The organism is Ruegeria sp. AH12 (assembly GCF_056541465.1).
On sequence record NZ_JBQFYL010000005.1, the window covers coordinates 59390 to 78147 of the forward strand.

19 protein-coding genes are annotated in these 18758 nt (G+C 58.1%); 12 read left to right on the plus strand and 7 right to left on the minus strand.

Annotated elements, in window-relative coordinates; translation table 11 throughout:
* Nucleotides 1-4: 4 nt before the first annotated feature.
* From ACR0EL_RS10500 to nqrF, 5 genes are read left to right on the plus strand one after another with little or no spacing between them, the layout of a single operon-like run.
* On the plus strand, nt 5-1213 hold the full coding sequence (locus ACR0EL_RS10500) for an NADH:ubiquinone reductase (Na(+)-transporting) subunit B (protein ID WP_480499807.1): 1209 nt from the start codon (nt 5-7) through the stop codon (nt 1211-1213).
* Nucleotides 1206-2021 carry a Na(+)-translocating NADH-quinone reductase subunit C gene (locus tag ACR0EL_RS10505; RefSeq protein ID WP_480499808.1) on the plus strand — a complete coding sequence of 272 codons (816 nt, stop codon included), beginning with the start codon at nt 1206-1208 and terminating at the stop codon, nt 2019-2021. The genes ACR0EL_RS10500 and ACR0EL_RS10505 overlap by 8 nt, the downstream gene beginning before the upstream one ends.
* Nucleotides 2021-2674 (plus strand): NADH:ubiquinone reductase (Na(+)-transporting) subunit D, encoded by a 654-nt coding sequence (locus tag ACR0EL_RS10510; RefSeq protein ID WP_152460184.1) that lies wholly within the window; start codon nt 2021-2023, stop codon nt 2672-2674. The genes ACR0EL_RS10505 and ACR0EL_RS10510 overlap by 1 nt, the downstream gene beginning before the upstream one ends.
* Nucleotides 2674-3282: an NADH:ubiquinone reductase (Na(+)-transporting) subunit E gene (gene nqrE, locus ACR0EL_RS10515; protein WP_039526851.1), complete on the plus strand. Its 609-nt coding sequence runs from the start codon at nt 2674-2676 to the stop codon at nt 3280-3282. The genes ACR0EL_RS10510 and nqrE overlap by 1 nt, the downstream gene beginning before the upstream one ends.
* A 10-nt stretch (nt 3283-3292) precedes the next feature.
* Nucleotides 3293-4516, plus strand: coding sequence for an NADH:ubiquinone reductase (Na(+)-transporting) subunit F (nqrF, locus tag ACR0EL_RS10520; RefSeq protein WP_480499810.1), 1224 nt, complete (start codon nt 3293-3295; stop codon nt 4514-4516).
* Nucleotides 4517-4568: 52 nt separating this feature from the next.
* Here nqrF and tviB read toward each other — a convergent pair whose 3' ends face one another.
* Complete coding sequence (tviB, locus tag ACR0EL_RS10525; protein WP_480499812.1) at nt 4569-5852, minus strand: Vi polysaccharide biosynthesis UDP-N-acetylglucosamine C-6 dehydrogenase TviB; 1284 nt, start codon at nt 5850-5852, stop codon at nt 4569-4571.
* Nucleotides 5853-5866: 14 nt separating this feature from the next.
* Nucleotides 5867-6880 carry an SDR family NAD(P)-dependent oxidoreductase gene (locus ACR0EL_RS10530; RefSeq protein ID WP_480499813.1) on the minus strand — a complete coding sequence of 338 codons (1014 nt, stop codon included), beginning with the start codon at nt 6878-6880 and terminating at the stop codon, nt 5867-5869.
* A gap of 176 nt (nt 6881-7056) precedes the next feature.
* Here ACR0EL_RS10530 and ACR0EL_RS10535 point away from each other — a divergent pair, with 176 nt between their 5' ends.
* On the plus strand, nt 7057-7818 hold the full coding sequence (locus ACR0EL_RS10535; protein ID WP_480499814.1) for a metallophosphoesterase family protein: 762 nt from the start codon (nt 7057-7059) through the stop codon (nt 7816-7818).
* 6 nt (nt 7819-7824) lie between these two features.
* Here ACR0EL_RS10535 and ACR0EL_RS10540 read toward each other — a convergent pair whose 3' ends face one another.
* Nucleotides 7825-8349, minus strand: a complete 525-nt coding sequence (locus ACR0EL_RS10540) for a CBS domain-containing protein (RefSeq protein WP_170534749.1) — start codon at nt 8347-8349, stop codon at nt 7825-7827.
* Between the two features lie 122 nt (nt 8350-8471).
* Between ACR0EL_RS10540 and ACR0EL_RS10545 the strand changes: the two genes are divergently transcribed.
* From ACR0EL_RS10545 to nqrM, 3 genes are all read left to right on the plus strand, one after another.
* Nucleotides 8472-8657 carry a hypothetical protein gene (locus tag ACR0EL_RS10545; RefSeq protein ID WP_170534751.1) on the plus strand — a complete coding sequence of 62 codons (186 nt, stop codon included), beginning with the start codon at nt 8472-8474 and terminating at the stop codon, nt 8655-8657.
* Nucleotides 8658-8723: 66 nt separating this feature from the next.
* Nucleotides 8724-9749: an FAD:protein FMN transferase gene (locus ACR0EL_RS10550; protein ID WP_480499815.1), complete on the plus strand. Its 1026-nt coding sequence runs from the start codon at nt 8724-8726 to the stop codon at nt 9747-9749.
* A gap of 15 nt (nt 9750-9764) precedes the next feature.
* A complete protein-coding gene (nqrM, locus tag ACR0EL_RS10555; protein ID WP_353011132.1) occupies nt 9765-10001 on the plus strand; it encodes a (Na+)-NQR maturation NqrM in 237 nt (78 codons plus the stop codon).
* A gap of 10 nt (nt 10002-10011) precedes the next feature.
* Here nqrM and ACR0EL_RS10560 read toward each other — a convergent pair whose 3' ends face one another.
* Nucleotides 10012-11433, minus strand: a complete 1422-nt coding sequence (locus tag ACR0EL_RS10560) for a pyridoxal phosphate-dependent decarboxylase family protein (RefSeq protein ID WP_480499816.1) — start codon at nt 11431-11433, stop codon at nt 10012-10014.
* Between the two features lie 3 nt (nt 11434-11436).
* Nucleotides 11437-12570, minus strand: a complete 1134-nt coding sequence (locus tag ACR0EL_RS10565; protein WP_480499817.1) for a DUF819 family protein — start codon at nt 12568-12570, stop codon at nt 11437-11439.
* Nucleotides 12571-12752: 182 nt separating this feature from the next.
* On the opposite strand from ACR0EL_RS10565, the gene gpmI reads away from it, so the two are divergent.
* Genes gpmI through ACR0EL_RS10580 form a run of 3 tightly spaced genes read left to right on the plus strand, consistent with a single transcriptional unit; the run spans nt 12753 to nt 16738 of the window.
* Complete coding sequence (gene gpmI / locus ACR0EL_RS10570) at nt 12753-14267, plus strand: 2,3-bisphosphoglycerate-independent phosphoglycerate mutase (RefSeq protein ID WP_480499818.1); 1515 nt, start codon at nt 12753-12755, stop codon at nt 14265-14267.
* Complete coding sequence (locus ACR0EL_RS10575) at nt 14264-15391, plus strand: murein hydrolase activator EnvC family protein (RefSeq protein WP_480499819.1); 1128 nt, start codon at nt 14264-14266, stop codon at nt 15389-15391. The genes gpmI and ACR0EL_RS10575 overlap by 4 nt, the downstream gene beginning before the upstream one ends.
* 6 nt (nt 15392-15397) lie before the next feature.
* Complete coding sequence (locus ACR0EL_RS10580; RefSeq protein ID WP_353011140.1) at nt 15398-16738, plus strand: S41 family peptidase; 1341 nt, start codon at nt 15398-15400, stop codon at nt 16736-16738.
* Between the two features lie 47 nt (nt 16739-16785).
* Here the strand turns inward: ACR0EL_RS10580 and ACR0EL_RS10585 are convergent, their stop codons facing one another.
* The gene (locus ACR0EL_RS10585) at nt 16786-18312 is read right to left on the minus strand and encodes an MFS transporter (RefSeq protein ID WP_480499820.1); all 1527 of its coding nucleotides are present in this window, start codon (nt 18310-18312) and stop codon (nt 16786-16788) included.
* A 78-nt stretch (nt 18313-18390) separates the two neighbouring features.
* Entirely contained in the window at nt 18391-18750 is a 360-nt protein-coding gene (locus tag ACR0EL_RS10590) for a hypothetical protein (protein WP_480499822.1), read from the minus strand.
* Nucleotides 18751-18758 lie beyond the last annotated feature (8 nt).

The window sequence follows — 18758 nt, forward strand, 5'->3', positions numbered from 1 at the left end:
CCACATGGGTTTGCGCAGCTTCTTTGATCGGATCGAGCCGAACTTTACCAAAGGCGGCAAGTACGAGAAGTATTTCCCCATCTACGAGATGGTGGAAAGCTTCATCTACACTCCGAAAACTGTCACCACCGTCGCGCCGCATGCGCGGTCCTACATCGATATGAAGCGGATCATGACCTATGTCGTGATCGCGACGATCCCTTGTATCCTGTGGGGGATGTACAATACCGGCTATCAGGCGAACTCGGCCATTGCCCTGCTGGGGCCTGACTCGGCGACTGGCTGGCGGATTGCCCTGCTGCAGATGTTTGGTATTTCGCTGGATCCATCCAGTGTCTTTGCCAATGTGATGCACGGGCTGACCTATTTCCTGCCGATCTACATCGTGACACTTGTCGCAGGTGGTATCTTCGAGGTCATCTTTGCCACCGTGCGTGGCCATGAGGTGAACGAAGGCTTCCTTGTCACCTCAATGCTGTACACCCTGATCATGCCTGCAACCGCGCCTTTGTGGCAGGTAGCGTTGGGTATCATCTTTGGTGTTGTGATCGGGAAAGAAGTATTTGGCGGCACCGGCAAGAACTTCCTGAACCCGGCCCTGGTTGGGCGTGCGTTCCTGTATTTCGCCTATCCGGCGAGCATGTCAGGTGACACAGTCTGGACGCCGGTTGACGGCTTCTCGGGCGCGACTGCACTGTCCGTGTCCGCCTCTCAGGGCTTTCAGGCGCTGGCCGCGGATGGCATCACCTGGTGGAATGCCTTCTTTGGCTCGATTCAGGGCAGCTTTGGCGAAACCTCGACGCTGGCATGTATGATTGGTCTGGCCTTCCTGTTGGCCACGCGGATTGCCAACTACCGGCTTATCATTGGCTGTCTGGCGGGAACCATTGGCTTTACCCTGCTGCTGAACCTGATCGGGTCCGACACCAACCCGATGTTTGCGATGCCTTGGTACTGGCACGTAGTCATTGGTGGGTACGCCTTCGGTCTGGCCTTCATGGTGACCGAGCCTGTTTCCGCCAGTCACACCAACATGGGTCGCTACATCTATGGTGCCCTGATCGGTGTCATGGTTGTGATGATCCGTGTCATCAACCCGGCTTTCCCCGAAGGCATGATGCTGGCCATTCTGTTCGGCAACGTCTTTGCTCCGCTGATCGATTACTTCGTCGTGCAAGCCAACATCAAACGGAGGGCGCGTCGCCATGTCTGATCCGCAACCTCAAGAACCTAAAGGCGCGATTGCCCGGTTCCTGGCGGCCTCGCCGGATTCGGTCGGCAAGACGATTTTCATCGCGGTCGCGGTCTGCCTTGTTGCATCGATGGTCGTATCCGCCGCAGCCGTCAGCCTGCGCCCGGTGCAGGAAACCAACCGTCAGAAGGACAAGCAGGTAAACGTTCTGCAAGTGGCGGGCGTGTTCGAGCCTGGCATCGACGTGACCGAAGCCTTCGCCGCGTTTGAACCTCATGTTTTGGAACTGTCCACAGGCGATTTCGTAGATGATCAGTTCGACCCAGCCACCTTCGACGACATCGCCGCAGCCAGCGATCCTGAGCTGAGCGTTGCGCTGGACGACGACCCGGCAGGCATTGGCCGCAAGTCGAAGTACCGCGTGATCTATCTACTGCGCGACGACGCGGGCGATCTGGACAAGGTGATTCTGCCGCTGCACGGCTATGGTCTCTGGTCTACGCTCTATGGCTTTATCGCGCTGGAAAATAACGGCAACGATATCTATGGCCTGCAATTCTATCAGCACGGTGAAACCCCCGGCCTTGGGGCCGAGGTGGACAACCCGCGCTGGAAGGCGCTTTGGAGCGGTAAGAAGCTGCGTGATGACAATGGTGATCTGCAAATCACCGTCTCGAAATCGCAGCCTGCCGCCGGACCCGACTTTTACATCGACGCACTGGCAGGGGCGACCCTGACCTCGGTTGGTGTCGATAACCTGGTGAAATTCTGGATGGGCGATGCGGGTTACGCACCGTTTCTGGCCAAACTGCAAGCAGGAGAGCTCTGATGTCCCAGACCAAGAAAGAGATGCTGGTCGACCCGCTTGTCGACAACAACCCGATCACCCTTCAGGTGCTGGGCATCTGTTCCGCGCTGGCGGTGACCTCGTCGCTGCAGGTGTCGATGGTAATGGCGTTGGCGGTGATCTTCGTGACCTCGTTCTCGTCCTTCTTCATCTCGTGCCTGCGCAATCAGATCCCCGGCTCGATCCGGATCATCGTGCAGATGGTGATCATCGCCTCGCTGGTGATCTTGGTGGACCAGATCCTCAAGGCTTATGCGTTTGAGATCTCGAAAACCCTGTCGGTCTTTGTGGGTCTGATCATCACCAACTGTATCGTGATGGGCCGCGCCGAGGCGTTTGCGATGAAGAACCCTCCGGTTGCGTCCTTTATCGACGGGATGGGCAATGGCATGGGCTACGGCCTGATCCTGCTGCTGGTCGGCTTCATTCGTGAGCTGTTCGGGGCCGGATCGCTGTTCGGTGTTACGATTCTGGAAACGGTGAACAATGGCGGCTGGTACGTGCCCAACGGCATGTTGCTGCTGCCGCCCTCGGCGTTCTTCATCATCGGTCTGATCATCTGGGCCTTCCGCACGTGGAAGCCGAATCAGGTCGAAGAACGTGAATACAAAATTCAGCAGGTAGAGGCCCACTGATGGAAGGTCTGATCTCACTGGCCGTAAAGGCCATCTTTGTCGAAAACCTTGCGCTGAGTTTCTTTCTGGGGATGTGTACCTTCATCGCCGTTTCGAAGAAGATTTCGACTGCGCTGGGTTTGGGGATTTCGGTCATGGTCGTACAGGCCATCACCGTTCCTGCCAACAACCTGTTGCTGAACTACCTGCTGAAACCAGGTGCTCTGGCTTGGGCCGGGTTCCCGGATGTGGACCTGACTTTCCTTGGCCTGATCTCGTATATCGGCGTGATCGCCGCGATGGTGCAGATCCTCGAGATGGTTTTGGACAAGTACTTCCCGCCGCTTTACAACGCGCTGGGGATCTTCCTGCCGCTGATCACGGTGAACTGTGCGATCCTGGGTGGATCGCTGTTCATGGTGGAACGCGACTACAACTTTGCCGAGGCGACCACCTATGGCCTTTCTTCGGGCTTTGGTTGGGCACTGGCGATCACTGCTATGGCGGGTGTACGCGAAAAGCTGAAATACTCGGACATCCCCGACGGCTTGCAGGGTCTGGGCATCACTTTCATCACCGCAGGACTGATGGCCATGGCCTTCATGTCCTTCTCGGGCGTGAAACTGTAAGGAGGGCGCAATGGAAACCTTTGGCTTAGGTGTAGCCCTTTTCACCGTCATCGTTCTGGGTCTGGTGGCCATCATCATGGCCGCGCGGTCGCGTCTGGTGTCGACCGGCAACGTGAATATTACCATCAACGGTGAGAAAACCGTGTCGGTCCCGGCGGGCGGCAAGCTGCTGCAAACCCTGGCGGCTGAAAAGCTGTTCGTCCCGTCGGCCTGTGGCGGCGGTGGCACCTGCGCGCAATGCCGTGTGCGCGTGCATTCGGGTGGCGGCTCGATCCTGCCGACCGAAGAAAGCCATATCACCAAACGTGAGGCCGCCTGTGGTGACCGTCTGTCCTGTCAGGTTGCGGTCAAGCAGGACATGGATATCGAAGTCCCAGAAGAGGTCTTTGGCGTCAAGAAATGGGAGTGCACCGTTCGCTCGAACGAGAACGTGGCGACCTTCATCAAGGCTCTGACGCTGGACCTGCCCGAAGGCGAGGACGTGAACTTCCGCGCTGGTGGATACATCCAGATCGAAGCCCCTGCGCATGCACTGAAATACACCGATTTCGACGTGGAAGAGGAGTATCGTGAGGATTGGGATCGCTTCAATCTGTGGCAGTATGAGTCGATCGTAAACGAGCCGATTGAACGCGCCTACTCGATGGCCAACTATCCGGATGAAAAAGGCATGATCATGCTGAACGTCCGCGTCGCCTCGCCGCCTCCGGGGTCCGAGGGTATTCCGGCGGGTCAGATGTCGTCTTACATCTTCAACCTGAAACCGGGTGACAAGGTAACGATCTCGGGTCCGTTTGGTGAGTTCTTCGCCCGCGACACCCAAAAAGAGATGGTCTTCATCGGCGGTGGCGCCGGTATGGCCCCCATGCGAAGCCACATCTTTGACCAGCTTAAGCGTCTGGAAAACCGTGATCGCAAGATCAGCTTCTGGTATGGTGCGCGGTCGAAGAAAGAGATGTTCTTTGTTGAAGACTTCGACCAACTGGCCGAAGAGTTCGACAATTTCGAATGGCATGTCGCGCTGTCGGATGCACAGCCCGAGGACGATTGGAAGGGCTATACCGGCTTCATTCACAACGTTCTGTTCGAAGAATACCTCAAGAACCACCCTGCGCCCGAGGATTGCGAGTTCTACATGTGTGGTCCTCCAATCATGAACCAGTCGGTCATCAACATGCTGCTGGATCTGGGTGTGGACCGCGAAGACATCATGCTCGACGATTTCGGCGGGTAAGAGACCAAAAAAACCGGTGCAACATGCGCCGGTTTTCATTTGCGGAACTGAGTCAAAGCCTCAAGTCGCTTGCGTCCCTTGGCAGGCAGGACTTGATGTCGAACACCAAGCTGTTTGCTTTGCCGTAGGCGCGGAATGTGGCAGGGTCGAGATCTCTGTATTCCTGATGTGCGACGGCCAAAACGACCGCATCATAGCTCCCGTCCTGAGGGGAGTCTATGAGCGAGAGGCCGTATTCAGCCTCCGCTGCGGCGGGGTCGGCATGAGGATCGTGGACATCAACGCTGATGCCATAGCTCTGCAATTCCTCAATGATATCAACGACGCGCGTATTGCGCAGGTCTGGGCAGTTTTCCTTGAAGGTTAGGCCTAGAACCAGAACTTGTGCCGTACCGACATTGATGCCGCTTCGGGTCATGCGTTTGACCAATTGAGACACCACATAGCTGCCCATGCTATCGTTCAGCCGCCGCCCGGCCAGGATGATCTGGGGATGATGGCCCACGGCCTCGGCCTTATGGGTCAGGTAGTACGGGTCAACGCCAATACAGTGACCACCGACCAGTCCGGGGCGGAAGGGAAGGAAATTCCATTTGGTGCCTGCGGCGCGCAGGACGGCCTCGGTATCGATGCCCATGCGTCCGAAGATCATCGCCAGTTCATTGACCAGCGCGATGTTCAGATCGCGTTGGGTGTTTTCGATGACCTTTGCTGCCTCGGCCACGCGGATGCTTTCGGCCTTGTGGGTTCCGGCGGTGATGATCCGGGCATATAGCGCATCGACCAGATCGGCCACTTCGGAGGTCGAGCCAGAGGTCACCTTGCAAATATCGGCGATCCGATGGGTCTTGTCGCCGGGATTAATGCGTTCCGGACTGTAGCCTGCAAAGAAATCCGTGTTGAATTTCAGGCCCGAAGCGCGTTCCAGCGCCGGTACGCAGTCTTCCTCGGTTGCACCGGGATAAACGGTGGATTCGTAGATCACCAGATCGCCGGGTTTCAGAACACCGCCGACTGTTTCCGATGCCGCAAGCAGGGGCGAGAGGTCAGGCTGTTTGCCAGCCGTGATCGGGGTGGGCACGGTGACGATATAGGTGTCACAGGTCGCAAGATCCGAAACCTCGGTGGTGAAGATCAGACCTGTTGCTGCGGCCAAGTCGTCAGGCTCAACCTCTTGCGTGGCATCTTGGCCGGCGCGCAGGGCGTCGATGCGGGCCGGGTTGATGTCGAACCCGAGGACCGGGCCGATTTTGCCAAAGGCCACCGCCAAGGGTAGGCCCACATAGCCCAATCCAATGACAGCGATTTTGCGGGCATCGGGGTTCGTTTGCAGCATTCAGGTCTCAGTCTTTATTTGCCGTGATAGTCCCGGAACCACGCGACAAACCGGGCGATCCCGTCTTTGAAATCGGTTTGCGGGCGGTAACCAGTCAGCCGTTGCAGCAGATCGGTATTGGCCCATGTGGCTGGGACATCGCCCATTTGCATGGGCATATAGTTTCGGATGGCCTCTTTGCCCACTGCCTCTTCGATGGCTTCGACGAAATCCATCAGGCGCACCTTGTCGCCATTGCCGATATTGACGACACGGAAGGGCGCAACGGGGGACAGGCTGTCGCCTTCCTCAATCTGATCTGCGCTTTCAGGGCGCACGGGCGGCACATCGATCAACAATCTGATGCCACGGACCAGATCGTCCACATTTGTAAAGTCGCGATACATGTCGCCATGGTTGTAGATATCGATGGGCCGGTCATCCAGAATCGCATCCACGAATTTGTACAGTGCCAGATCAGGCCGTCCCCAGGTGCCATAGACAGTGAAGAACCGGAACATCGTGGTCGGCAGATCCCACAGATGCGCGTAGGAATGGCCCATCGCCTCATTGGCCTTTTTGGTGGCCGAATAGATGGTCAGCTGGGTGTCGGCCTTTTCGACCTCGGTAAAGGGCATCTCTTCATTGGCACCGTAGACCGATGAGGTCGACGCCATCAGCAGGTGATCGACCTTGTGGATGCGCGCGGCCTCCATCACGTTGAACGTACCGACAACGTTAGAGTTTATGTAGCTGCGCGGCTCTTCCAGGCTGTAGCGGACCCCGGCTTGTGCTGCGAGGTGAACGATAATCTCGGGCTGAAACTCATCAGCGACTTTCATCAGCTGTTCGTGATCTTCCAGCATCGCTTCGGTCGCGGTGAAACCGGGGGTCTGCATCAGCATCTGATGGCGGCGCTGTTTCAAGGTGACGTCGTAATAGTCTGTCATCCCGTCATAGCCATGCACCCGGAACCCTTCTGACAGCAGCAGCTTTGCCAGATGGAAGCCGATGAACCCTGCGGTCCCGGTGATCAAAACACGTTTCATGAAACCCTCGAACACAATAAAACTCTGCGCATCAGGGATACTTTCCCCGCTTCGAGGTCAAGCAGATTTTCCATTTTGTGGCTATTCGGCCAAGCTGGTCGATTAGGCACACGCCGAAACGCCACCGGGAATTGCCGATTGTCGCCAAGGCTGAGCCGGGGTAGGGAGGGCGCGTGATGGTTAGGGATTGGATCAAAGGGCTGTTCGGTAAACGCGACGCGCAAGCGCCGTTGCCTGTCATGCCCGAGATCGCGCCCGATCAACCGTTCATCGCCATAGGCGACATTCACGGGCGGTTGGATTTGTTGCAGGATTTGCTGCACCGGTTGGACGACAGTTGCCCTTGGGTTTTTGTTGGCGACTATGTAGATCGTGGTGCTTACAGCGCTCAGGTCTTGCATCAGCTGCGCCATCTTAGTGAAACTTCGGGCGGACGGGTCACCTGCCTGCTGGGCAATCACGAAGAGATGCTGTTGCGCTTCGTTGACGATCCAAAACGGGTCAGCCGTTTGTGGTTACAGAACGGTGGCGTTCAGACGCTTGCTTCGTTTGGCATCACCGGCGTGGCCGAGGCCATTTTAGGCGAACCGGCGGTCGAGATTGCAGAGAGGTTGCAGCAGGTTATGGGGGAGGACCTGTTGAGCTGGCTCAGGGATCGTCCCCTGACCTGGACCAGTGGCAATGTGACGGTTGTACACGCCGCCCTTGACCCGCGCCATGCTGTTGACGCGCAACCGCGCGATATTTGCCTGTGGGGGCATCCGATGCTGTCGCGAGAGCCCAGAGATGATGGTCAATGGGTCCTGCACGGCCATACCATTGTTGATCAGGCGCGGGCAGATAACGGAGTTATCTCTATAGACACCGGCGCGTTTGTCACCAATCGCCTGACGGCGGCCGAGGTGTTTCAGGGCGGTGTGCGCTTCACCTCGACCTGAACGCGATCAGCCTACGATCATCTGCTTCATGCGCAGCGCTTCGTATTCCAGTTCCTGTAACCGGAAATGCACCACATCGCCAATGGTGATCACGCCGCACAGATTGCCGTCGCGCAAGACGGGCATATGGCGAAACTTGCCTTCGGTCATCGTTTTCAGAACATCATTCAGATAATCGTCAGGCGAGCAGGTTTTGACATCACGTGTCATGAGGTCTTCGACCGATTGCGGCAGGGTCTGGCCAGGCGTATCTGCCATGCGGCGCACAATGTCGCGTTCCGACAGAATACCCTGTAGCGCCCCGTTCTGATCCGTTACCAGAACCGCCCCGATCCGCTTTTCCTTGAGCGTGTTGACCACGGAATGGATCGTCTCATTCGGGCGCACGGAAAACACATCATCTCCTTTACCTGTCAGCAGTTTTGCCACTGTTGTCTGTGCATGCGACAGGTTCGATTCCGCAGACTGGCTGTAGGTCGACTTGTCAGCCTTATCGCCGCGCGAGGGGGACTGATACGAGGTTGGAGCCATAGGCATTCTCCTTCCGGGGTATTGTGTGTCTTTCCCTTTCACCTTAGCGCAGCTAAACGACCTGTATAGGGTCCAATTGTCCCAATCGGCAAAAACCGGACCCCGAACAGGAGCCCAAAGACGTGAGCGATCTTTACCTGACACCGCCAGTTGCTGCGTTGATTTTCTTTGCTGTGGTCGTTTGCGGGCATAATTTCCGACTGGCGTGGAAGCAGCAGCCCGAAGGATGGCAAAAGCGGGCATGGTTGTTTGGCGTACCTGCGGGTGTTGGCCTTTTGATGCTGGGCTTTTTGCCGCTGAAACTGTGATGCTGGTTTGACTCCGCCAAAGGTGGCTGGCATATGCCGGGCACTGATTTTCCCGGAGACTACCCCATGCGCCTGCTGCAAGCATTGGCCCTTTTGACCGCTCTGACCGGCTGTCTGTTTGACAAGGAACCCGAAGTTATCCGCCTGTCCGGCGAAACAATGGGCACAACCTTCAACATCACCGCGATTGGCGCGGATTTGGACGAGGCGGCGCTGGCCGCAGCGGTCGAAGAGACTCTGGCTCAGGTCAACGCCAAGATGTCGAATTGGGATCCGAATTCCGAGGTTTCAACTTTCTCAGCATCGACCAGCACGGACCCTGTGGCGGTGTCGGAAGAGTTCGCTTTGGTACTGGCCGCGGCAAACGATGTGCACGGGAAAACAGGTGGGACCTTTGATGTCACACTCGGACCGCTGATCGAGTTGTGGGGCTTTGGCCCTCGCAAACCCGAAGATCCGGTGCCATCGGCCGAGGACATCGAGACAGCGCTCAGCGGTGTTGGTCAGGCCCGGCTGCTGACATTGGACAGCGCTGCAGGTACTTTGGCGAAATCCGATCCAGCGGTGGGGATCAACCTGTCCGCAATCGCAAAAGGTTATGGCATTGACGCGGTGGCTGGGACCCTGCGTGAAGCAGGGATTGAGGACTATCTGGTCGAGATTGGTGGTGATCTGGTCGCCAAGGGACAGAATGACAAAGGTGAGGCCTGGCAAATCGGTATCGAAAAGCCCGAAGCCGGATCGCAAACCGTGCAACTGATCGTTCCGCTGAATGATCGTGGCATGGCCAGCTCGGGCGACTATAAAAACTTCTTCGAGCAAGATGGCGTGCGCTATTCGCATATCATCGACCCGGTCACGGGCCGTCCGATCACCCATCGGACAACCTCAGTCACCGTTCTGGCGGAAAACGCGATGATGGCCGATGCCTGGGCGACCGCGATGCTGGCCCTGGGGCAGGAAAAAGGGCTGGCACTTGCGGAGCAGCATAAACTTGCCGTGTATTTCATCTCGCGGGATGTGACAGGCGGCGATGATGCCTATATTACGGTTCACAGCAGCGCCTTCAAAGACGCGTTGGGAACCGACTGACGGGTAGGAACCGAGATGAGCACTTTCATTCTGGCTTTTGTTCTGCTGGCACTTGTCATGATTGGCATGTCATTGGGTGTGATGCTTATGGGCAAGACCATCAAAGGCAGCTGCGGTGGTCTGAACGCAATCTCGGGCGCGGATAAATGCGTGGTTTGTCAGAAAGATGTAGACCCGGACAGCCCGCTGCGCGATCAGCTGCAATGCAAACGCGCAAAGAAGATGCTGGAGCAGATGGAGCGGCAATCTTGATTGTCAGGCTCTAACTACGCCGCGCTTTCCATTGCACATAACGCGCCATGCCGCGTTCCAGCAGGTTTGGCGATTTTCCATCATCCAGATGTAAACCCCCGCCCCCGGCGCGATACATTTCGGCGAATACATCCAGCACTTTGGATTTGACCATCCCGCGCAGTGGGACATGCGCCATCATGCCATAGGTCGCAGCGCCGCCGGTCTTGGCCAGATCGGGATTTGCCCGCACGGTGGCAACCGCCTGTGCCAGATCAGCCAGATATTCATCAGCCACATGCAGATGTTTGGCGGTGACCATACAGTGAATGCCATCGGGATTCTGGACGCGATTGATGCTCCAACCCGCGCGTTCCAGCTGATCCGCCACTGCATAGATGTTGAGCTTCGGGTCGGTTGAGCCATAAGCCAGCAACGGCCCTTGGGGATTGCCAAGAATGCGCAGGCCGTCAATCGCCGCAATGCCAGATTTCAGTTTTTCGACGGCTTCGGTCGTGTCTTTGGCCAGCTGGCAATAGCCCTCGACCCCCAGTTTCTGCATGACTGCCCAGGCGGCGGCATAGGCCCCACCGGGTCGGGTGCCCAGCAGGGCGGGTGAGGCAAAGACCCCTCCGGGCCAGTCCTGACAGATGAACATCTGATGCTTGAGCAGGTCGAGATTGCGGTAAAGGATGGTCGAGGCCCCTTTGGCCGCATAGCCGTATTTGTGCAGATCTGCCGAGATCGAGGTGACACCTGGAACGCGGAAATCCCAGTCGGGCAGGTCAATGCCGTTGCGTTCCATGAACGGCAGGATCAGCCCGCCGATGCAGGCGTCGATATGCAGAGGAATGCCTTTAGATTGTGCGATCGCCCCCATTTGGGTGATCGGGTCGATCGTGCCGTGCGGGTACTCGGGGGCCGACCCTAGGATCATCACGGTGCCGGCGTTGATCATCCGTTTCAGCCGGGAGATGTCAGTCGCATAGTCCTGAGTCATCGGCAGCAGGCGCGCTTTGACGCCGAAATACTCGGCCGCCTTGAACCAGGCCACATGCGCGGTCTTTGGCAGGATCATATTGGGCCGCGTCACCTTGCGCTTTTTGCGCGCCATATCGCGGTAGGTTTTAACCGCCATCAGGCAGCTTTCCGTCCCGCCTGCCGTCACAACGCCGCACGTGTCCGGCCCGCCATGCAGCAGACCTGCCATGGTCGAGATGATCTGTGTCTCCATCCGTTTCAGGCTTTGGAAAGCAGCGGGGTTCAGCCCGTTGGCCGACGAAAACGCGCTGTAGGCCTTGGAGATGAAGGCATCGTGCGCGTCATCCAGGTGATAAACAAGGCTCCACGTGCGGCCATCACGATAATTCGGGTCATCCTCGGCAAAGGATTTGAGCTGATCCAGTATCTCATCCTCGGGACGACCCGCCGCAGACAGTTTCTGATGATCCATATCCTATCCCCCTCTGGCCAGCAGCAGCGCCAGTGAAATGCCCAGATAGTTCCCGATGGCAAATCCCAGAATGCCGGTTGCCATGCCCGACATCAAGATCGCGGGGTTGCGCAGACTGCGCGAGATCATGGGGACAAAGGCGGGTGACATGACGGCGGCAACCGACGTGATCAGGAATGTGTCCCGGTCGATTCTCGCGATCCGGGCGAACAGCGCGTGCAGGGTGAAACTGCCAAAGGTGGCGATCAGGACAAAACCCAGAACAGCCAGATCCATGTCCTGCAATTTGGCCAGATCCATCGAAGCGGCGACACTGAAAGAGAAAATATAGAGCAGGAACATACCCATTTCAGGCGCGGCTTTGTTTTGGTGCAGCGATGGCGTCAGTGATCCCAAAAGGCCCAGTGTTGTCAGCAAGATCACGATGACCACGGGTTGAGCGGCAAAGCTGAAGGTCGGCGCAAAGATCAACGCGGCCGCAACACAAAGCGACGCCGCTAGAAAGGCGATGATGCCATGCAGATACAGGTTTGGCTTTGTCGCCTCGCCCTCTTGCGGGAGGTCTGCGTCACGGTCGCCCGCGAAGGGTTTCAGGAACAGACCAAAGACCGCAGGCGCAAGGGTCAGCACAAACAACAGATAGGTCGCGCCGACGACCGTGTCGACGGTTGCAAACAGCAAATAGCGGCCCTCGGGGATATCCAGCGCCAATTTGATCGCGCCCATATTCGCCAGACCGCCCGTATACATACCGACTGCCATGCCCGAAAGCTGCTCTGCCTGTTCGGTGCCCGCGGCGCTGAAGGCAAAGTACAGCCCGGTGGCGACAAGCCCAACCGCAAGAACAGCCAGTGCCATGGACAGCAAAGCGGACCCGGCCACGCGGCCCCAGGCCCGCAGGTTGACGCCAAACAGCAGCAAGGGCAGAGCAAGCCCCAGGCTCGCCTCGATCACGGTTTCCCTAAGTTGTTGTGCGGCTTCGGGTTGCAGGCTGGAAACCCCCAAGGCCAGCCCGGCCATGTAACACAAAACAATCGGCCCGATACGCCCGGCCAAAGCCCAGTGCCGCGCCAATAACATCAGTGCAGCGGGCGCCAACACATAGATCAGGGCAAAACCCGAAAGTCCTGTTTGCATGATTGTCCTCTTCCTCAGGTCCCGAGACTAGGCGGCCCGGCCCTGATCACACAAGAGGACCTTACGTAAGGTTTTTCTTCACTGACGGTTTGATTAAATCCGCACCAATTCTTTCAAAGGCGGTTCACCCCCCGGCGACCAGAGGCTAGAAGATGGGGCAAGAGCAGTTACCGGAGATCGAAATGGCCACGCCCAAACCCGTAGTCTTGTGCATTCTTGATGGTTGGGGGTTGTCCGATGACACGCAGGCGAATGCCCCTTATTTGGCCGACACGCCCACGTTTGATGCGATTATGAAGGGTCCTCATGCCACACTGATCACCCACGGCCCGGATGTAGGCCTGCCCAGCGGGCAAATGGGCAATTCCGAGGTCGGACACACCAATATCGGCGCCGGTCGCGTTGTGGCGATGGACCTGGGACAGATCGATTTGGCGATCGAGGATGGCTCCTTCTTCGACAATGGCACGCTGCAGGCGTTTATTGCCAAGGTGAAAGCCGCAGGCGGCACGGCGCATCTGATGGGTCTGGCCTCGGATGGCGGCGTACATGGGCATGTGAACCATATCTTAGCGGCGGCCAGGGCGATCACCGATGCTGGTGTTCCGGTCGCGCTGCATGCTTTGACCGACGGACGAGACGTTGCCCCAAAGTCGGCCCTGACCTATGTCGCCGAGCTGGAGGAACGCCTGCCCGAAGGGGCCCGTATTGTCTCGGTCAGCGGGCGTTACTTTGCCATGGACCGCGACAACCGGTGGGAGCGGGTCTCACAGGCGTATGATGCCGTGATCAAGGGGCAGGGCCGCGCGGCCAGCACGGCGCATGGGGCCGTTGATCACGCTTATGCCCGATCGGAAACGGATGAATTCATCACGCCCACGGTGTTGGATGGGTATCAAGGTGTCAAAGACGGCGACGGGTTCTTTTGCCTGAACTTCCGCGCCGACCGCGCGCGGGAAATCCTGCGCGCTATTGGCGAGCCGGGCTTTGCTGATTTTGATACTGGTCCGCGCCCGGTTTTGTCGGCGCTGTTGGGAATGGTTGAGTATTCTGATGGGCATAATAATTATATGACCACCGTGTTCCCCAAACGCGCTATCGTAAACACGCTGGGCGAATGGGTGGCCAAGCAGGGCCTGCGCCAGTTTCGGCTGGCCGAGACCGAGAAGTACCCACATGTGACCTTCTTCCTCAATGGCGGCAAAGAGGTGCCCGAGGGAGGCGAAGACCGCGATATGCCCAAATCGCCCAAAGTCGCGACCTATGATTTGCAGCCCGAGATGTCCTCGGCCGAAGTGTCGGCAAAATTCGTTGAGGCCATCGAGGCCGGGTATGACCTGATCGTCACCAACTATGCCAACCCGGACATGGTGGGTCACACCGGCGACCTGCAAGCCGCGATCAAAGCCTGTGAGGCGGTCGATCAGGGGTTGGCGCAAGTTGTTGAGGCGTTGAACAAGGTCGGTGGCGCGATGATCGTCACAGCCGATCATGGCAATTGCGAGGTGATGGTCGACCCGGAAACTGGCGGGCCGCATACAGCGCATACGCTGAACCCGGTACCGGTGGCCTTGGTTGGGGGTCCTGAAGGGACCGTGCTGCGCAGCGGGCGCTTGTCTGATCTGGCACCAACCCTGCTCGACCTCATGAACCTGCCCAAGCCGCCTGAAATGACGGGTGAAAGCTTGATCTCATGAGGGTAATGGCCGCTGCCATAGCACTGTCTTTGGCTGGTCAGGCCATAGCACAGAACCCATCGCGGGCGGCGCTTGAAGCAGCGGAGATGCTGGAACAGGCCTCGATCTCGCTGACCGAAGCGGACAGCGCGCGGGACCGCGTGCGGGCTTTGACCGAGACCATTCAGGCTTATGAAGCAGGCTTGTCCGCGATGCGTGATGGCCTGCGCATGGCCGCTACGCGAGAGGCTCAGCTATCGGCAGAACTGCGCACGCGGGAAGAGGATGTGGCGCAGCTGTTGGGTGTGTTGCAGACGATCGAAACCACGGCACCGCCGGTTCTAATGTTGCATCCTTCAGGCCCTCTGGGCGCGGCGCGGACGGGCATGATGCTGTCCGAGGTCACGCCGGGCCTGAACGCCAAGGCCGAAGATCTGGCGCGCGATCTGCAAGAGGTTCAGACCCTGCGTTTGCTGCAACAGGACGCCGCCGAAACACTGACCGAGGGTTTAAGCGGCGTGCAATCCGCCCGAACCCGGCTGAGCGAGGCGATTGCTGACCGGACCGACCTGCCAAAGCGTTTCGCTGAGGACCCGATCAAGACAGCAATCCTGATCTCATCCACGGAGACGCTTGATGGGTTCGCCAGCGGGTTGTCCGAAATCTCGGAAGGTGAAATTGCCGCGACCGACGCAAGCGTGGCCAGCCGCAAGGGGGATGTACCGCTTCCGGTACAAGGTATCTTGCTGCACCGTGCAGGGGAAACCGATGCGGCGGGGGTGACCCGCCCCGGACTGGTTTTGGGCACACGGCCCCGCGCCTTGGTCACCGCGCCCACCGCAGCAACGATCCGCTATCGCGGACCTTTGCTGGACCTTGGGAACCTGATCATTCTGGAACCCCAGCCCGGACTTCTATTCGTTTTCTCAGGTTTGCAGGAGGTATACGGAGACATCGGACAGGTGATCCCCGAAGGCACACCGGTTGGGCTAATGCCCGGTGCGGCGCCCGAAATCGGCGCTATTTTGTCAACAAGTGGTGATGGCACTGGAACTGACCGGTCAGAAACGCTCTATATAGAGATAAGAGAAGACAATAGCCCCGTGGACCCGGAATCGTGGTTTCGGACCAACAAGGATGGATAGACGAGTATGAAGAGATTTGTGATGGCCGGTCTGGCCGGAACCGTGGCAGGGATTATCGCGACCACCCAGATTGCAGGCCCGCTTCTGGCGCAGGAAGCCGAGAAAAAGGCCGATGTGTATCAGCAACTGGACCTGTTCGGTGACATTTTCGAACGCATCCGCGCGCAATATGTCGAAGAGGTCGAGCCTGAGGAGCTGATCGAGGCTGCGATTGACGGTATGCTCACATCGCTCGACCCGCATTCCAGCTATTTGTCGCCCGACGACGCCGAGCAGATGCGCGTGCAGACACGCGGTGAATTTGGCGGCCTTGGCATCGAGGTGACGCAAGAGGAAGGCTTTGTCAAAGTCGTTTCGCCCATCGATGATACGCCTGCCGCGGCAGCCGGGATCGAAGCTGGGGATTTCATCACTCATGTGGATGGTGAGAGCATTCTGGGCCTGACGCTGGACAAGGCGGTTGACCTGATGCGCGGGCCTGTGGGCTCCGAAATCATCATCACGGTTGTTCGCGAAGGCGAGCCTGAGCCTTTTGATGTCACCATTATCCGCGACACGATCAAACTGACCGCTGTGCGTGCCCGTACCGAAGGCACCAGCGTTGTGTTGCGTGTAACCACGTTCAACGATCAAACCTTCCCGAACCTGCAAGCGGGTCTTGAGGAACAGATCGCCGAAGCGGGCGGGATCGATAAGGTCAACGGCGTGGTGCTGGACCTGCGCAACAATCCAGGCGGTTTGCTGACGCAAGCGATCCGGGTATCGGATGCGTTCCTGAACGAAGGCGAGATTGTTTCGACCCGCGGCCGTGATCCCCAAGATGGCGAGCGGTTCAACGCCACCCCCGGCGATTTGGCCGAAGGCAAGCCCATCGTTGTTCTGATCAATGGTGGTTCGGCTTCGGCCTCTGAAATCGTTGCGGGTGCCTTGCAGGACCATCGTCGTGCGATCGTGGTGGGCACCAAGAGCTTTGGCAAAGGCTCGGTCCAGACGGTGATGCCGTTGCGTGGCGATGGGGCGATGCGCCTTACCACATCGCGCTACTACACGCCGTCGGGTCGTTCGATCCAGGCGCTTGGCGTCAGCCCGGACATCATCGTGGAACAACCGCGTCCGCAGCCCGAGGCCGAGGAGGACGAGGAGAACCCCTTCACCCGGTCCGAGGCCCAGCTGCGCGGCAGTCTGGACAATGACAGCCTAAGCGAGGATGAAATCCGCCAGATTGAAGAAGATCGCGCCAAGGCCGAAGAGACAGCCGAGCTGCGGGAAGAGGATTACCAATTGGCCTATGCCATCGATATCCTCAAGGGCCTGTCCGCCTTCAACCCGAACGGGCCGTCGCAGTAGGTCGCTTGGTCAAAGGAAACGAGGGTCGCGCAGGGCGCGGCCCTTCTTTATTCCTCGATCTTATGTAGCTTGCTTTCGTCCAGCATCAGCGCCAGCAGGATGCCCACCGATACTGAGACTGTGGAAAAGATAAAGGCCATGTTCAGTCCGCTATCAAACGCGCTGGCAATTGCGGATTTCAGGGTTTCGACCTGATTGGTATTCAGTTTGGCCAATACGGCGTGGGCGGACTCGGTGTCGAGTGTTCCGCCGTTGATGGCCCGCTGGTCGGCGTCAGTCAGGCTGATGTTGGCCGCCGCCAGCTTGTCGCGCAGGCTGGACAAAGACACCACATACATGATCGCTGTGGCGCAGGCGACCGAGATGGCGCCATAGACGAGATGGGTCATAAAGCTTAGCCCGCCCACAAGTCCGGCGCGTTCGGGTTTAACGGCACAGACCGCAGCTGTGCCCGATGGGCCAACCGTTAGCGTTGCACCCAGCCCGATCATCGCCATGCCGGGCAGGATCTGAAAATATCCGAAACTGGCGGGAAGAACCACGATACTGGCTGCGCCAACCGTGGCGATCAGATAGCCCCAGAACAGCAGCCGTTTGGGGCCGAAATCATTGTAGAGCGTGCCCGAGACCACTGACCCAACAGCCAGCAACAGGGTAAGCGGTGCCAGCCCCAGCGCAGATTCGAAAGTCGACCAACCCAGCACCTTCTGCATGTACTGCGGGAAATACAGCAGGCCGACAAAGGCGGCGGACACATTGAACATGTTCAGCCCCAGCGTGATCCGAAACTGTTTGTTCTGCATCATCTGAGGCAGTAGCAGCGGTTCGAGCACGCGTTTTTCGACCTTGGGGAAGAGAAAGAACAAAACCGCGCTGACGAAGAACAAAAGCAGCAGGGGAACCGAGGTCCAGCCCCAATCGGCACCAACATCCAACCCATAAAGCAACAGCAGTACGGCAAAGGACAGGATGCCCATACCGGCGTAGTCGATATGTTCACCCTGTTTGTGCTGGGTCTCTCGCTGCATCAGCAGTAGCGCGGTTGCCATGGAGATGCAGGAAAAGACGATGTTCGCCAGAAAGAAATACCGCCATTCTCCGAAGCTAACCGCCAGCCCGCTGATCATGGGGCCAAAGACATTGCCCGTGGTTACACCGGCCAGGATCAGGCCCATCACAAGGGCGCGGTGTTCCGGGCGTGAGACTTTGGTGGCCCCAAAGGCCAGTGTGCAAGGCCAGACACAGCCCGCGCCGATCCCCTGCAGGGCCCGCGCGCCAACTAGGAAGTCCAGGCTGGGGGCGACAAAACACATCACGGATGCAAACAGAAAAATCGTCAGACCGATGATCATGATCTTTCGATGACCGTACATATCCCCTAGGCGGCCCCCGGCGACCATGGTCATGGCAAAAAACAGGGCGTAGATGTTTAGCACCCATTGGGTGCTGGTAATGTCAGCGTCGAAACTGTTTTCGATTGCGGGCACCAGCATCAGGGCGCCGGTGAAATCGATACCGATGCCAAAACCCGTCACCATCAATGCGGCAACTTTTACAATGCTGCTGCGATCCATATCCGCATCCTTCGTGATCGAAATGGGTCAATGATGCATGAATGAAGCCAGAAAGATAGGTTGACGGACTATTGGCGGTCAGTCGTCGCCCCGGCAAATCTGGCGAAAAGCGCGTTTGAGCATTTCCAACTCGGCACGCAGCAATTCGACCTCGGCCCGCAGATCATCTGCGGCGGGTTCGCCCGCAATCACCGTGAAATCCCCCAGTTTCTGAGTGGTTGCCGTGTCGACGATGACAAAGCAGTGTACGCCTTCGGACAGGGCTGCTGCGGGCACAGGAACAGCCAAGGCCCACCCATCCTGGGCCTCTGTCAATGTGACCTCGGGCAGGGGCTCGCCCAGATAGCGCACCTCGACATCTGGTTTTGTTTCGGCCTCAAGATGGCCTTGCCACAGGCCGTTTTCGAACCGAAGGGGGATCAATCTGGGGAGCGTCATGGTTTGGT